The organism is Nocardioides solisilvae (genome assembly GCF_003194625.1).
GTDB lineage: Bacteria > Actinomycetota > Actinomycetes > Propionibacteriales > Nocardioidaceae > Nocardioides > Nocardioides solisilvae.
On the sequence record NZ_QHKX01000002.1, the window covers coordinates 840,296 to 853,757 of the forward strand.

At 74.3% G+C, this 13,462-nt stretch carries 11 protein-coding genes and 1 tRNA gene; 1 reads left to right on the forward strand and 11 read right to left on the reverse strand.

What is annotated here, in order from left to right; all coding sequences use genetic code 11:
- Nucleotides 1-191: 191 nt before the first annotated feature.
- The 6 genes from DNK53_RS17765 to DNK53_RS10135 all read right to left on the reverse strand — a co-directional run bounded on the left by DNK53_RS17765 (nt 192) and on the right by DNK53_RS10135 (nt 7,829).
- Nucleotides 192-4,757: an esterase-like activity of phytase family protein gene (locus DNK53_RS17765; RefSeq protein WP_204163850.1), complete on the reverse strand. Its 4,566-nt coding sequence runs from the start codon at nt 4,755-4,757 to the stop codon at nt 192-194.
- Between the two features lie 110 nt (nt 4,758-4,867).
- Nucleotides 4,868-4,941, reverse strand: a tRNA-Leu gene (locus tag DNK53_RS10115).
- Nucleotides 4,942-4,968: 27 nt separating this feature from the next.
- Nucleotides 4,969-5,529 carry a peptide deformylase gene (gene def, locus DNK53_RS10120; protein ID WP_110182119.1) on the reverse strand — a complete coding sequence of 187 codons (561 nt, stop codon included), beginning with the start codon at nt 5,527-5,529 and terminating at the stop codon, nt 4,969-4,971.
- Complete coding sequence (locus DNK53_RS10125; RefSeq protein ID WP_110182440.1) at nt 5,526-6,068, reverse strand: glycine cleavage system transcriptional repressor; 543 nt, start codon at nt 6,066-6,068, stop codon at nt 5,526-5,528. The genes def and DNK53_RS10125 overlap by 4 nt, the downstream gene beginning before the upstream one ends.
- Nucleotides 6,061-6,909, reverse strand: coding sequence for a uracil-DNA glycosylase (locus tag DNK53_RS10130; protein ID WP_110182120.1), 849 nt, complete (start codon nt 6,907-6,909; stop codon nt 6,061-6,063). Before DNK53_RS10130 ends, DNK53_RS10125 begins: the two co-directional genes overlap by 8 nt.
- Entirely contained in the window at nt 6,906-7,829 is a 924-nt protein-coding gene (locus DNK53_RS10135; protein ID WP_110182121.1) for an EamA family transporter, read from the reverse strand. The genes DNK53_RS10130 and DNK53_RS10135 overlap by 4 nt, the downstream gene beginning before the upstream one ends.
- A gap of 74 nt (nt 7,830-7,903) precedes the next feature.
- Between DNK53_RS10135 and DNK53_RS10140 the strand changes: the two genes are divergently transcribed.
- Nucleotides 7,904-8,824 carry a LysR substrate-binding domain-containing protein gene (locus DNK53_RS10140; RefSeq protein ID WP_110182122.1) on the forward strand — a complete coding sequence of 307 codons (921 nt, stop codon included), beginning with the start codon at nt 7,904-7,906 and terminating at the stop codon, nt 8,822-8,824.
- Nucleotides 8,825-8,830: 6 nt separating this feature from the next.
- Here the strand turns inward: DNK53_RS10140 and DNK53_RS10145 are convergent, their stop codons facing one another.
- From DNK53_RS10145 to DNK53_RS10165, 5 genes are all read right to left on the reverse strand, one after another.
- Nucleotides 8,831-9,787, reverse strand: coding sequence for a Ppx/GppA phosphatase family protein (locus tag DNK53_RS10145; RefSeq protein WP_239456467.1), 957 nt, complete (start codon nt 9,785-9,787; stop codon nt 8,831-8,833).
- A complete protein-coding gene (locus DNK53_RS10150; RefSeq protein WP_110182123.1) occupies nt 9,777-10,313 on the reverse strand; it encodes a DUF501 domain-containing protein in 537 nt (178 codons plus the stop codon). The genes DNK53_RS10145 and DNK53_RS10150 overlap by 11 nt, the downstream gene beginning before the upstream one ends.
- A complete protein-coding gene (locus tag DNK53_RS10155) occupies nt 10,310-10,951 on the reverse strand; it encodes an FtsB family cell division protein (protein WP_110182124.1) in 642 nt (213 codons plus the stop codon). Before DNK53_RS10155 ends, DNK53_RS10150 begins: the two co-directional genes overlap by 4 nt.
- A gap of 21 nt (nt 10,952-10,972) precedes the next feature.
- Nucleotides 10,973-12,250: a phosphopyruvate hydratase gene (gene eno, locus DNK53_RS10160; RefSeq protein ID WP_110182125.1), complete on the reverse strand. Its 1,278-nt coding sequence runs from the start codon at nt 12,248-12,250 to the stop codon at nt 10,973-10,975.
- A 108-nt stretch (nt 12,251-12,358) separates the two neighbouring features.
- Nucleotides 12,359-13,435: a tetratricopeptide repeat-containing glycosyltransferase gene (locus tag DNK53_RS10165; protein WP_110182126.1), complete on the reverse strand. Its 1,077-nt coding sequence runs from the start codon at nt 13,433-13,435 to the stop codon at nt 12,359-12,361.
- Nucleotides 13,436-13,462 lie beyond the last annotated feature (27 nt).

Genomic DNA, 13,462 nt, shown 5'->3' on the forward strand with positions numbered 1-13,462 from the left:
TCTCCCTGACCGCGCCTGCGTCTGACGTCCACTCTACGCAGTCGTCACCGGTTTGAACGTGCGGGGAACGCGCGGTGTTCCCCGCCGGGAGCGGGATTCAGCGGCTCCTGAGGAACGCACGCGGGCCGACCCCGTGCCACCCGGGTGGCACGGGACCGGCCCTGGCTGCGCGTCGGGCGCAGCCTCAGGCGTCAGCGCCTGACGCGCACCGTGAACCGGAAGGTGCGTGCCGGGTTCACGTCGTCGCCGGAGTAGCGGACGACGATCCGGCGCTTGCCCGGCTTCGCGATCACCGGGATCCGGAGGACGAGGCGTCCCTTACGGTCGAGTCGCGCCTTGACCAGGCCCTTCCTGCCCTTCACTCCCGTGACCCGCGCCCGGAAGTCGCCCGGCTCGTCGGTGCCCCGCAGGACGACCCGGAGCGCGATCTTCTTCCGCTTGCCGACCTTGACGGTCGACTTCCTCCGCCCGGGCTTCTTCACCTCGACCTTGCCGGGCTCCGGCTGCGCCGTGGGCGACGGCTGCACGGTCGGCACGGGTCCGGGCGTCGGCCCGGCGCTGGGCTCGGGCTGCGTCGCCCGCACCTGCAGGGCGACCTCCGCCCGGGTCCCGGTGGTCTCACCCTCCAGGACGACGGTCGCCGTGCCGGCCGACGTGCCTGGCGGGACGACGAACGAGACCGTGGCCCGGCCCGCCTCGTCGGCGACGACGGCGGACGGGGAGCTGTCGACCGTCGCCCGACCGACCTCACGTCCCCCGAGCGAGACGACGAGCTCGGCGTCCTGCGCGTCACCCGATCCGGTCATCGCCAGGGAGGTGACGTCGAACCGCACGGTCTCCCCCGCGGCGTACGCTGCCGGCGCGTCGGCCGGGAAGGACACCCCGACCGCCCGCTGGGAAGCGTCGACCGCGAGCGGGCTGCCCACCGGGGCCTCGTCGGCCATGAACTCCACCATCGCGGCCAGGTCGCTCACGCCGGTGTCGGCCCGGTCCGTGCCCAGGGTGAAGGCCCCGAAGTTGTCGCCGCCCGAGGCCAGGAAGGAGTTGACCGTCACCTCGAGGGACTGCTGCGCGCCCACCGGATCGCCGTCCAGCCACATCCCGGTGATCCGTCGCCCCGCAGGTGCCGTGGGGTCGTAGGTGTAGGTGAAGCCCGCCGAGGCGCCCAGCCGCAGGAAGGGCCGCGCGGCACCCGCCGGCTGCCACTGCTGCTCCAGGGCCTGCCGGACCTGGGCACCGGTCATCGTCATGTTGACCAAGGTGTTGGCGAACGGCTGCACGTCGGCGGCCGCCCGGTAGGTCACCGAGCCTCCCGGCAGGTCCTTGCGGAGGCCGCCGGGGTTCATGAAGGCGACGTCCGCGCCGCCGACGGCAGCCGGGGTCCGGACCCGCTGCACCTCGGCGACCAGGTTGCCGAGGGTGGACTCGCCACCGCGGTTCTCGGCGCCACCCGCCAGTGCGGCCCGTCGGGCGGGACCCGCCAGCTCACCGAGCACCTCGGCACCCAGCACGTCGGCGTCGACCTTCGCGTCGGCGACCAGGTCCGCCACCTCCTGGACGGGGGCGTACCCGGCGGCTGCGACGAGGTTCTGCTCCACCGCGACCACCTGGTCACCCTCGAAGGTGAAGAGGAGCTGGTTGAGGTTGGTGCCGTACTGACCGGCGGAGACCACCGGTCGGGTCGTCACCGGGCGCTCCTCGGCGACCCACTCGGGCACCTCGACCGCGTGGTTGTAGGCCAGGTGGGTGTGTCCGGAGACGATGGCGTCCACGTCGGCGGAGACACCGTTGACGATCCGGCCGAAGTCTGAGTCGGGGTCGGTGGCCGAGGCCAGCGACGTGGTGGTGGCGCCCTCGTGGACCAGCAGCACCACGACGTCCGCGCCGTCGGCCTCGCGCAGCTCGGCGGCCACCCGGTTGGTCGCCTCGACCACGTCGGTGATCTCCAGGTCCGCGATGCCGGCCGGGGAGACGAGCTCCTCGAGGTGCTCGGTGACGGCACCGACGAAGCCGACCTGGACGTCGCCGAAGTCCTGCACGAACTTCTCGGGGACCGCCGGCTCACCGGTGGCCTTCATCCGGATGTTGGCACCCAGGTACTCCCACTCCGCCCCGCCGTGGGGGTTGTCGGTGGGGTGGTAGGGCGCCATCACCCGATCGAGCAGGTCGGCGTACCCCGCGTCGAGCTCGTGGTTGCCGACCGCCGAGACGTCGAGGCCGGCGGCGTTGAGCGCGTCGATGGTCGGCTTGTCCTGGGCGATGAAGGAGTCGAAGGTCGAGGCACCGATCAGGTCGCCGGCGGCCGCGAACACGGTGTCGCCGTACTCGTCCTCCAGGGCTTCCACCGCCCCGGCGAGCACCGCGGCCCCGGCCTCCGCGCCGTTGGGCTGGAGCCGGCCGTGGAAGTCGTTGGTGCCGAGCACCTGCACGGTCCGCCGTCCGATCCCCTCGACGCTGCCGAGCCGCAGCAGCTGCGTCTCGCCGGTGGCGTCCTGGACGCCGTCGTTGTCGGTGACGGCGACGAGCTGGCGGTCGGCCGTGACGGCGAGGCCCTCCAGCTTCTCCTGGGTCCACCCGTGGAGCGCGCGTAGGTGGGGCAGCACGTCGACCGCGAGGTCCTTGCGCAGCATGACGGGCTCGTCGGTCCCGCCGATCTCCGGGACATCGACGGCGTACACCCGCTTCACCGCGGCCTGCGGGCCCACCAGCTTGTCACGCTCGACCACCAGCAGGGTGTCGTCGTCGAGCGCGGTGACCTCCGAGAGGCCCATCCAGTCGCCGGGCGTGTCCGTCCGTCGCAACCGGTAGCCGAACCAGGTCCAGCTCCCCTCGGCGACGTCGTAGCGACCGATCCGGGCGATGTTGCCCTCCTTCGGCCGCACGGCGCCGGCACCCACCGTGGGGTCCTCCCACAGCGGGCGTTGGAGCGCGACGTAGACGACCTCGTCTCCCCCGGTCCCGGTGGCGGTGACCCCCTCCAGGCCCCAGTTGCGGACGTGCTCGGTGACCTCGGCCGGCAGCTCGACGGTCTCGACCACCTCGGCGGCGTCGTCGACGCGCACCAGCTTGTTGCCGGGGCCGTCCGCTCCCTCGACGGCGAGCCAGAAGCCGCCCTCGGCGCGGGCGTGGAGACCCTCGATGTCGATCTCGGGCCGGGCACCGCCCGGCTCGGTCACCTCGAGCACCCCGTCGATCACGGCCGGGGCCTGCGAGGCGTCCATCGAGTAGATCCGACCGGTCGCGAAGGCGGCGTCGGAGGCGCTCCACAGCCGGTCGGCGTGGGTCGGGTCGGCCGAGAGCGCGCCGAGCGCGCCCCAGCCGATCGGCGGCTCGCCGGGAGCGGCGGGTTTCGAGACGACCGACGGGAAGGCGGGCCGGTCGTCGGCCAGGCCGTAGACCGCGACCGTCGAACGCACGCCCGCCGCGGCCTCGTCGGTCTCGGAGGAGACCACGAAGAGGCCACGCGACGGGATCGGCAGCAGCCCCTCGGGGCCGTTGGTGGTCGGCAGGACCTGCACGAGGGCCGGCTCCCGGGGGGCCGTCATGTCGTAGACCGCGACGAAGTTGCTCCGCTCGGACCCGACGAAGGCGTACGGCGTGCCGTCGACGACCTCGAAGGCGAGGCCCTCGGGCTCGGAGCCCTTGTTGTCGGCCCGGTCGTCGTTGAAGAGGCCGTGCTCGAGGGCGAGGTGCTCGAACGAGCTGCCCGCGTCCCAGGCCACGTCGCCCGTGGTGACGTCGAAGACGCTCCAGCCGCGGCTGCCGCCCTTCCAGTCGCCCTCGTTGGCGGTGGCGACCAGGCCGTCGCCCACCCACTGGACGGCGTCCGGCTCCCGGGGGACGTCGAGGTCGGCGGTGAGGTCGAAGATCCCGTCGTTGTCGTCGTCGATCCCGGAGACCTGGGCGTTGCCCGCGCTGAAGGCGTGGAGGATCTCCTTGGTCTCCAGGTCGACCACGACGAGGCCGTTGTTCTCCTGCAGGGTGAGCACGTACTCGTTGTCGTCGTTGATGTCGCCGTACTCGGGCTCGGCGTCCTCGGGGGTGTCCATCCCGGCGAGGGCGGAGGCCGGCAGGTCCACCTTGGTCCGGGTCCAGGCGGACGGCGCGCCGTCCAGCTCCAGGACCTGCACGAAGCCGGCGGGCAGCTGCGGCAGCCCATCGGTGACGGCGTAGTCCTCGTTGCGCTGGTTCTCGATCGCCACGGCGGCGTGGGTCCCGTCGGGGCTCACCGCGATCGAGTCGGGCTGGCCGCGCAGGTTGAAGCTGCGCACGTGCGCGCGGGTCTCCACGTCGTAGACGTCCAGTCGGCCGCCGGGCGCGTAGAGGCCCTCGGTGTCGGTGTCGGTGGTGTCGACCGCGACCAGCACGTGGCCGCCGACGACGGCGACGGAGGTCGGCGAGTCGATCGCGTCGCCACCCGGGGCGGCCGTCACGTCGATCGAGCCCAGCCCCCGCGGTGCCGACGGGTCGGTGATGTCGACGAACCCGACGCGCTGCCCGAGCGCGTCGGTGTAGACGACCGTGTTGCCGTCGTCGGTGACGTCGGAGATCTCGGCAACCGTCTCGCCGCTGGGGTCGGCCCCCGCGGGGACGTTCTGGAAGACGGGGTAGGTGGCCAGGCGGTGGTAGAGCTGACCGGTGGCCGCCGGGTCGACGGCGCCCGCGGGGGCGGAGCCCTGGACGGCGAGCAGCGAGAGCGGCAGGGCCGCACTCGCCAGCAACGCCACCCCACGACGTACGAACACAGAGGTGGACATGCGGAACCTTTCCGAAGCTGACCCGAGAACCGCTTCGGATGGTCGGGGGCCCCGGTGGCGGGACGGTCGCGGACCGGGGGCGCCGGCGTGACCCGCAGGTGAACGGTCGGTGCCCCCGCTGGGACTCGAACCCAGACTGAGCCGCTTTTAAGGCGGTTTCCTCTGCCGGTTGGGATACGGGGGCCGGACGGGGTGCAGCCTAGAGGTGCGCCTACAGGTAGGTCTGGCGCGCGTACACCGCGTGCGCGCCGGCCACCCGGTCGAGGAAGAGCAGGCCGTCGCAGTGGTCGATCTCGTGCTGCAGGCAGCGGGCCTCGAAGGCGTCGGTGCGGACCTCGACCTCCTCGCCGGTGCCCGGCAGCTGGCCGCGCACCAGGACCCGGGAGGCGCGCTTCACGTCGCCGGTCAGGTCCGGGACGCTCATGCAGCCCTCGCGCGCCTTCTCGTTGCGCGAGGACTCGACCACCTCGGCGTTGCAGAACACGAAGGTGCCGTGGTGGGTGCGCGCCTTGGGGTGCTCGGAGACGTCGACGCAGAAGACCTTGGCGCCGACCCCGACCTGGGGGGCGGCGAGCCCGACGCAGCCGGGCGAGACCCGCATGGTGGCGACGAGGTCGGCGGCCAGCTGGACCACCTCGGGGGCGGTCGGGTCGACCCGGCCGCCGTCGGTGGAGAGCACGGGCGCGGGGGCCCGGACGACGTCGAGGACGCGCCCGGTCACCCCCAGCTCGTCCTCCGTCCAGGCGGCGAGCCGGTCGTGGGTGGCGCTCACAGCTCGTCGGCCTCCGCGGGTCGCAGGGTGGCGCCGACGCCGAGCCGCTCGGCGGTCGCGCGCACCGCCGCCTCGAGGGCGGCCACGTCGGCGTCGGCGGGCAGGGCCACCTCGGCGACGACGAGGTAGAGGTCACCGGCGAGCCGGGTGGTGAGGTCGGTGATGTTGCCTCCCACGCGGGCCACCTCGGCCGCGACGCCGGACAGGATCCCCGGTCGGTCGCCGCCGTGCACCGAGAGCAGCCACTGGCTGCCGGACGCGTGCGCCGGCTCCTCGTGGGGCACCTCGCGGACGGTGACGGTCAGGCTGCCGTCGGCGGCCAGCGGGGCGAGCGCGGCCTCCACCTCGGCGTCCGTCGCCGTGCCGGCGCAGATCAGGGTCATCGCGAAGTGGCCGCGCAGCAGGGTCATCGAGGTGTCCTCGATGTTGAGCCCCAGGTCCGCCAGCCGCGCGGTGGTCTCGGCGATGATGCCGGGGCGGTCGTGGCCCAGCACCGTGATGGCGTGCAGCGTGCCTGCGTCAGTGCCTGCGTCAGTCATGCCGCCCATTCTCCCCCAGCCCCGGCCCGGGCAGCCCGGCGAGGTCGCGCGCCCGGCCGAGCACGTCGTCCAGCATCCCCGGCGTGAGGCGTCCGGTGAAGGTGTTGTGCTGCGAGGGGTGGTAGCAGCCGAGCAGCGTCAGCCCGTCGAGCGACACCTCGACGCCGTGCCCGAACCGCGGCTTCGGCACGGGCACCGGGACGCCGGCCCCACGCAGCGCCCGCAGCGCGCCGTCCCAGCCGTAGGCGCCCAGCGCGACCACCGCCCGCAGGTGCGGCCGGACCAGGGCCACCTCCCGGTCGATCCACGGGGCGCAGGTGTCGCGCTCCTCGGGGGTGGGCCTGTTGTCGGGCGGGGCGCACCGCACCGTGGCCACCATCCGGGCACCCAGCAGCCGCTGCCCGTCCCCCGCGTGCTCGGAGGTGGCCTGCGCGGCGAGCCCGACCCGGTGCAGGCTGGCGAAGAGCCAGTCCCCGCTGCTGTCGCCGGTGAAGACCCGCCCGGTCCGGTTGCCCCCGTTGGCGGCCGGCGCCAGCCCGACGACCAGGACCCGGGGCTCGAGGTCTCCCCAGCCGGCGATCGGGCGGCCCCAGTAGGGCTGGTCGGCGAACGAGGCGCGCTTGGTCCGCGCGACCTCCTCGCGCCAGCGCACCAGCCGGGGGCACGCGGAGCAGACGCTGACCCGGGCGTTCAGCACCGGCAGCTCGCGGGTGGCGGCCAGGCGTCGTACGCCGCCGGCGGTGCGCGCGACCGGGGTGCCGGACGGCGCCGGGTCCTCGGGCCACCCCGTCCCGGGCGGCACCGGGGAGGGAAAGTCCTGCCCGGTCAGCGGGTGCCTCACCCGGGCACGCGCACGGTCTGCTGGCGCTCCTCCACGCCGCCACCGTACGTCGGGCGACGGCGTCGCCGCGGGAGCCCGAGCGCCGCGGTGGCGACGCCGAGCAGCAGGGCCAGCCCGCCGAGGGCCTCCCAGCGGTTCGGCACCTCGCCGAGGACGAGCGCGGCGCTCGACATCCCCAACACCGGGACGAGGAGGGTGAAGGGCACCACGGCCGAAGTCCGGTGCCGGGCCAGCAGCGAGTTCCAGATGCCGTAGCCGACCCAGGAGGCGAGCACGGCCGTGTACGCCGTGGATGCGACCGCGGCGCCCGACAGGTGGGTCAGCGCGTGCCCGACCGCGGCCGGGCCGTCGAGCAGCAGGCTCAGGCCGATCAGCGGGAGCGGCACCACCGTCGCCGACCAGACCGTGAGCGCCAGCCCGTTCGCCGACCCCAGCCGCCGGGTCACCACGTTGCCGCAGGCCCACGAGGCCGCCGCGCCGACCGTGACCAGCAGCGCCAGCAGCGGGGTCGCCGCGCTCCGCCCGAGCGCGACCACGCTGAGGCCCAGGGCGCCGAGGAGCACGCCGGCCACCTGCCCGGCGGTGGGCCGCTCGGCGAGCCGCACGGCGGCGAAGAGGATGGTGAGCACCACCTGCGCCTGCAGCACCAGCGAGGCGAGGCCGGCCGGCATCCCCATCGCCATCGCGGTGTAGAGCAGCCCGAACTGGCCCACGCTCATGAAGAGGCCGACGAGGGCGACCTGGCCGAAGGGCAACCGGGGCCGGGCGACGATGAGCACGGCCAGCGCCACCACCGCGAACCGCAGGGCGGCGAAGAGCAGCGGCGGCACGTCGTCGGAGAGGCCCACGTCGATGACGACGAAGTTCACGCCCCAAATGACGGCGACCAGGGTGGCGAGGAGGGAGTCCTTGAGGGGCACGAGGAGGATCGTCGCCCGCGGCGATCGTTCACGTCCAGCGAATAGACATGCGGTCGAATCGGTAGCATCACTACATGATCGACCTCGTCGCGCTGCAGTCGCTCCTGGCCCTGGACGCCCGCGGGACCGTCGCCGCCGCCGCGGCCTCGCTGGGCTACACCCCGTCGGCGGTCTCCCAGCAGATCAAGCGGCTCGAGCAGCAGGCTGGCGTGCCGCTCACCGAGCGGGTCGGGCGCCGGGTGGTGCTCACCGAGCAGGCCCGGCTGCTGGTCGCGGAGGGGCGCGAGGTGCTGGCCCGGGTCGAGCAGCTGGAGTCCGCCCTCCTGGCCCACGGCGACGAGCTGGCCGGCTCCCTGCGGCTCGCCGCCTTCTCCACGGGGGTCCGCGGCCTGGTCGCCCCGCTCGCCGGCGAGCTGCGACGGACGGCCCCGGCCCTCGAGCTCACGGTGGCCGAGGAGGACCCGCACCAGGCCGTCGACCTCGTCGCCTCCGGCCAGGTCGACCTCGCGCTGGTGCACAGCTGGGTGGGCGTCGGGCTGTCGGTGCCGGCGCGGGTGCGGACCGAGCACCTCGGGGACGACGAGGCCGACCTCCTCGTCCACCGCGACCACCCGCTCGCCGGCAGGGAGTCGGTCACCCCGGCCGACCTGCTCGACGAGGTCTGGGCCTCCACCCAGCCCGGCACCATCTGCTACGAGTGGTTCACCGTGATGTTCGCGGCGCTGCGGCTCCCGCGCGTGCGTTTCTGGTCCTTCGAGTTCGAGTCGCAGGTCAGGCTGGTGCAGGAGGGCCTCGCGGTCGCCCTGGTGCCGCGGCTCGGCCGCAGCCCGCTGCCGGCCGAGGTGGTCGCCGTCCCCGTCCGGGCGCCGGTGCCGACCCGGACCGTGCGGCTGCTGTGGCGCGAGACGATGGACGCCAGCCCGACGGTGCGCCACGTCCGGGAGGTGCTGCGCACGGTCGTCGCCCGGGACGCCGCGCTGGCGCCGCCCGCCTGAGGCGGCTCAGGCGCCGCGCGCCGCCACCGACCAGGCAATGCCGTCGAGGATGTCGGACTCCGAGACGGTCCAGGCGTCGACCGAGGTGCGACGCAGCACGCGGTCCAGGATCAGGGCCCCGGCGTCGATCACGTCGGCGCGCCCGGGGTGCATGAAGGGCATCGCCAGCCGCTCGGCGACCGGCGCGGCCAGCAGCCGCTCGGCGAAGGCGTGCGTCTCGGCGACCGTGAGCACCGCCTGGTCGATCGCGTCGCGGTCGTACGCCGGCAGGTCGAGGCAGCCCGCCGCCACCGTCGTGCAGGTGCCGGCCACCCCCACCACGCTGGCCGCCGAGGAGAGGTCGACGCCGGCGGCCTCCGCGCGGTCCAGCGCCGCGTCGACGTCGGCGACGCAGGCGGCGACCTGGTCGGCGGTGGCCGGGTCGCCGTGCAGGTGCCGCTCGTGCATCCGGACCGAGCCGATGTCGAGCGAGACCGCGGCCGCCGGAGCGTCGACGCCGAGCACGAGCTCGGTGGAGCCGCCGCCGATGTCGACCACCAGCACCGGCGGGGCGGCCGGCTCCCGGAGGTTGCGGACGGCCCCGTCGAAGGAGAGCGCGGCCTCCTCCTCCCCCGCGATCACCTCGGGCAGCACGCCGAGGCGCTCCCGGACCCCCTGCGCGAAGACGTCGGCGTTGCGCGCGTCCCGGCTCGCGGAGGTGGCGCAGAACCGGATCCGCTCGGCAGGCACGCCGTGCTCGGCGATCAGCGCGGCGTACTCGTCGATCGCGGCGAAGCAGCGCGCCAGCGCGGCGGCCGACAGCTCGCCGGTGGTGTCGACGCCCTCGCCGAGCCGGACCATCCGCATCTCGCGGACGGCCACCTCGGGAAGGGTGCCGATCAGCAGCTTGACGGTGTTGGTGCCGCAGTCGATGGCGGCGACCGGGTTTCGAGACGGGCGCTGAACGCCCTCCTCAACCACCACGCTCCTCCTCCTGCTCCACGGTGACGCACGGCCCCTCGGCCCACCACTCGCCCAGCAGGTCGAGCACCTCGTCGCCCAGCGGGTTGACGCCGCGGCCCTGGGCCAGGGACTGGCCGGCCAGCACGTGGAGGCACTTCACCCGGTCGGGCATCCCGCCGGCGGAGATCCCCTCGATCTCGGGGACGTCGAGTCCGGCCTCGGCGCCGATCGCCGCCCGGGCCTCGAGGTAGCGCTCGTGGGCCGCGCGGTAGGCGGCGGCCAGCTCCTCGTCGTCGGCGAGCCGGGCCTGCATCTCCTTCATCAGGCCCCCGCCCTCGAGGGTGCCGATCCGGGAGGCGGCCCGCGGGCAGGTGAGGTAGTACGTCGTGGGGAACGGCGTGCCGTTCGGCAGGCGCGGCTCGGTGGTCACCACGTCGGGGTTGCCGCACGGGCAGCGGTGGCCGACCTCGTGGATGCCGCGGGGCTCCCGGCCCAGCTGGGCGGCGACCGCCTGCTCGTCGCGGCCCTCGATCCGTGCGTCGGTCACTGCGTCCCTTCCCGTGCCTTCTCTGCCTGCTTGCTGCGCCTGACGCCGTCGATCTTGTCGGCCGGCGGCGGCTCCGGCGGCGGCGGGTGGCCCGCCAGCTCCACGGAGTCCCACGCCTCGCTCCACCACGGGGTCGGGGTCTGGTCCCCGACGGTCGCGGGGTCGGCCAGGCCCGGCCCCTCGTCGAGGGGCTTGCCGTCGGCGTCGAGCACCTGGAACCCGGTCTCCCCGGGCATCACGTAGCCGAACCGCTCCCGCGCCTGCGCCCGGACGAACGCCGGGTCCTCCCAGCGCGCCTTCTCCCGCTCCAGCTCCGCGATGCTGGCCCGGCGCTGCTCGATGCTCTCGCGCATCTCCCGGATGTCGGCGCGCTGGTCGAGGTAGGCGCGCAGCGACGAGGCGTAGGAGACGGCGAGGACCGCGACCACCAGGAGCAGCACCCCGGCGCGGCCGGTGAGCCGGAAGCGGCGCCGCCTCGGCGGCGTACCGTCGCCCCCCGCCGCCGCCGGTTGCCCCCCGAGGCGCAGGGTCGCGCCGCGGGTGGGTCCGACGACGGCCCGGCCGCGCGGCGCGGGGCCGCGCTGGCCGGGTCGTCGGGAGCCTCCGGGGGTGGACCGGGGAGTTCGTCGAGTCGCCATCAGGCGACCAGTCTCCCTCGCTCAGGCGGTGAAACGCGGGAACGCGGCCGCACCGGCGTAGCGCGCGGCCTCGCCCAGCTGGTCCTCGATGCGAAGGAGCTGGTTGTACTTCGCGACGCGCTCGGACCGGGCCGGGGCGCCGGTCTTGATCTGGCCGCAGTTGGTGGCGACCGCGAGGTCGGCGATCGTCGTGTCCTCGGTCTCGCCGGAGCGGTGGCTCATCATGTTGCGGTAGCCGGCCCGGTGGGCGAGGTCCACGGCGTCGAGGGTCTCGGTGAGCGAGCCGATCTGGTTGACCTTGACCAGCATGGCGTTGGCCTGGCCGCCGCTGATGCCGCGCTGCAGGCGCTGCACGTTGGTGACGAAGAGGTCGTCGCCGACCAGCTGGGTGCGGCTGCCGAGGGAGTCGGTGATGGCCTTCCAGCCGTCCCAGTCCTCCTCGTCCAGCGGGTCCTCGATCGAGACGATCGGGTAGGACGAGACGAGGTCCGTGTAGTACGCGATCATCTGGTCGGCCGACTTGCTGCCGCCCTCGAACGTGTAGGAGCCGTTCTCGCAGAACTCGGTGGCGGCGACGTCGAGCGCCAGGACGACGTCGCGGCCGAGGGTGAGGCCGGCGACGCCGATCGCCTCGGCGATCAGGTCGAGGGCGTCGCGGTTGGAGGGCAGCTCGGGGGCGAAGCCGCCCTCGTCGCCGACGCCCGTCGCGAGGCCCTTCTTCTTCAGCACCGACTTGAGGGCGTGGTAGACCTCGGCGCCCTGCTGGAGCGCCTCGCCGAAGGTCGGGGCCCCGATCGGGGCGACCATGAACTCCTGGATGTCGACGTTGGTGTCGGCGTGGGCGCCGCCGTTGAGGATGTTCATCATCGGCACCGGCAGGAGGTGGGCGTTCGGGCCACCCACGTAGCGGAAGAGCGGGAGCCCGGCCGACTCCGCCCCGGCCCGTGCCACGGCCAGCGAGACGCCGAGGATCGCGTTGGCGCCCAGCTCGGACTTGTTGTCGGTGCCGTCGAGGTCGATCATCGTCTGGTCCACGAGGCGCTGGTCGTCCGCCTCCAGGCCGACGAGCGCGGGGCCGATCTTCTCGATCACCGCGTTGACCGCCTTGGCGACGCCCTTGCCGCCGTACCGGGGCGTGCCGTCCCGCAGCTCGACGGCCTCGAACGCGCCGGTCGAGGCGCCCGAGGGGACGCCGGCGCGGCCGAACGAGCCGTCGTCGAGGAGGACCTCGACCTCGACGGTGGGGTTGCCGCGGGAGTCGAGGATCTCGCGTGCGCCGACAAGTTCGATGGATGCCACGGTGCTGCTCCTGAGGGGGTAGACGGCGGTCGTCGGAGCCACCTTAGTGCGCCCCCGGGGCCCCGCCGCGCCCCGCCCGAGCCGCGACCCTCCCGCGCTGCCCGGCGATCAGCGGGCGTCGAAGAAGGCGAGGTTGGCGCGGAGCCGCTCGTCGTCGGGGCGCAGCTCGAGGGCCTTCACCGCCGCCTCGCGCCCCTCGTCGTACTCGCCTGACCAGTAGCAGGCGACAGCCAGCTCGTCCCAGGCGCGGACGCCGTGGGCGTCGGGCTCCACGAAGAGCGCGGTGTCCGGGGCGGGCGGGAGCCGCAGCGCCGCCCGCGCGTAGATCGCCGCGACCGCGAAGCGCTCGCGGACACGCTCGTGGTGGGCCAGGTCGACCAGCGGCTCGGCGCGCGACGGGTCGAGGTGGACGGCGTCGAGGAACGCCGCGGCGACCTCGTCGGCCGGACGGCCCGTCACGCGCAGCAGGCGGGCCAGCTGGAGGGCGGAGTAGAAGCGCTCCTGCGCCCAGCCGCGCTCGTTGGCCATCCGCACCCGGTACGCCGCGATCGCCCGCTCGGTCTCGCCGGCGTCGCGCCACGACTGGGCGAGGTAGAACTGCGCGCGGGGGTCGTCGGGGTCGCGTGCCAGCTCGGCCTCGAGCAGCGCGGCGTCCTTGCGGAACCGGTCGGGGTCAGTGGACCGCGCCCCTCCCCCGGCGACGAGCACGCGCGGCGCGTCGAGGCGACCGAGCGTCGCGGTCGGCAGGTCGAGGTACTCGTGCACCGCGCCGGTCCACCGCCAGGGAGACCCCAGCCGGGTCAGGGTGACCCGGCTGAAGCGCGTCGAGCCGTAGTCGACGGGCAGGTGGTAGCCGTCGAGCGTGAGCTCGGGCAGCTCGTCGGGCAGGTCAGTGAGCTGGTCGTCGGCGTCGATCCACAGGACGTAGTCGTCGGGCGCGGACTCCGGCAGGTCGCGGGCCGCCTCCAGAGCCTCCTGGCGGTTGTGGCCGAAGTCGACCCAGGGCCGCTCCAGCAGGCGGCCGGGCACGCCGACCATCACCCGCCGGACGACCTCCTGGGTGCCGTCGGTGGAGCCGGTGTCGCAGACCACCCACCAGTCGACGAAGCCGCGGAGGCTGCCCAGGCAGCGCTCGATGACGTGGGCCTCGTCCTTGACGATCATGTGCACACCCAGGCGGGACATGGGCCGGATGCTACGGGGCGATGGATC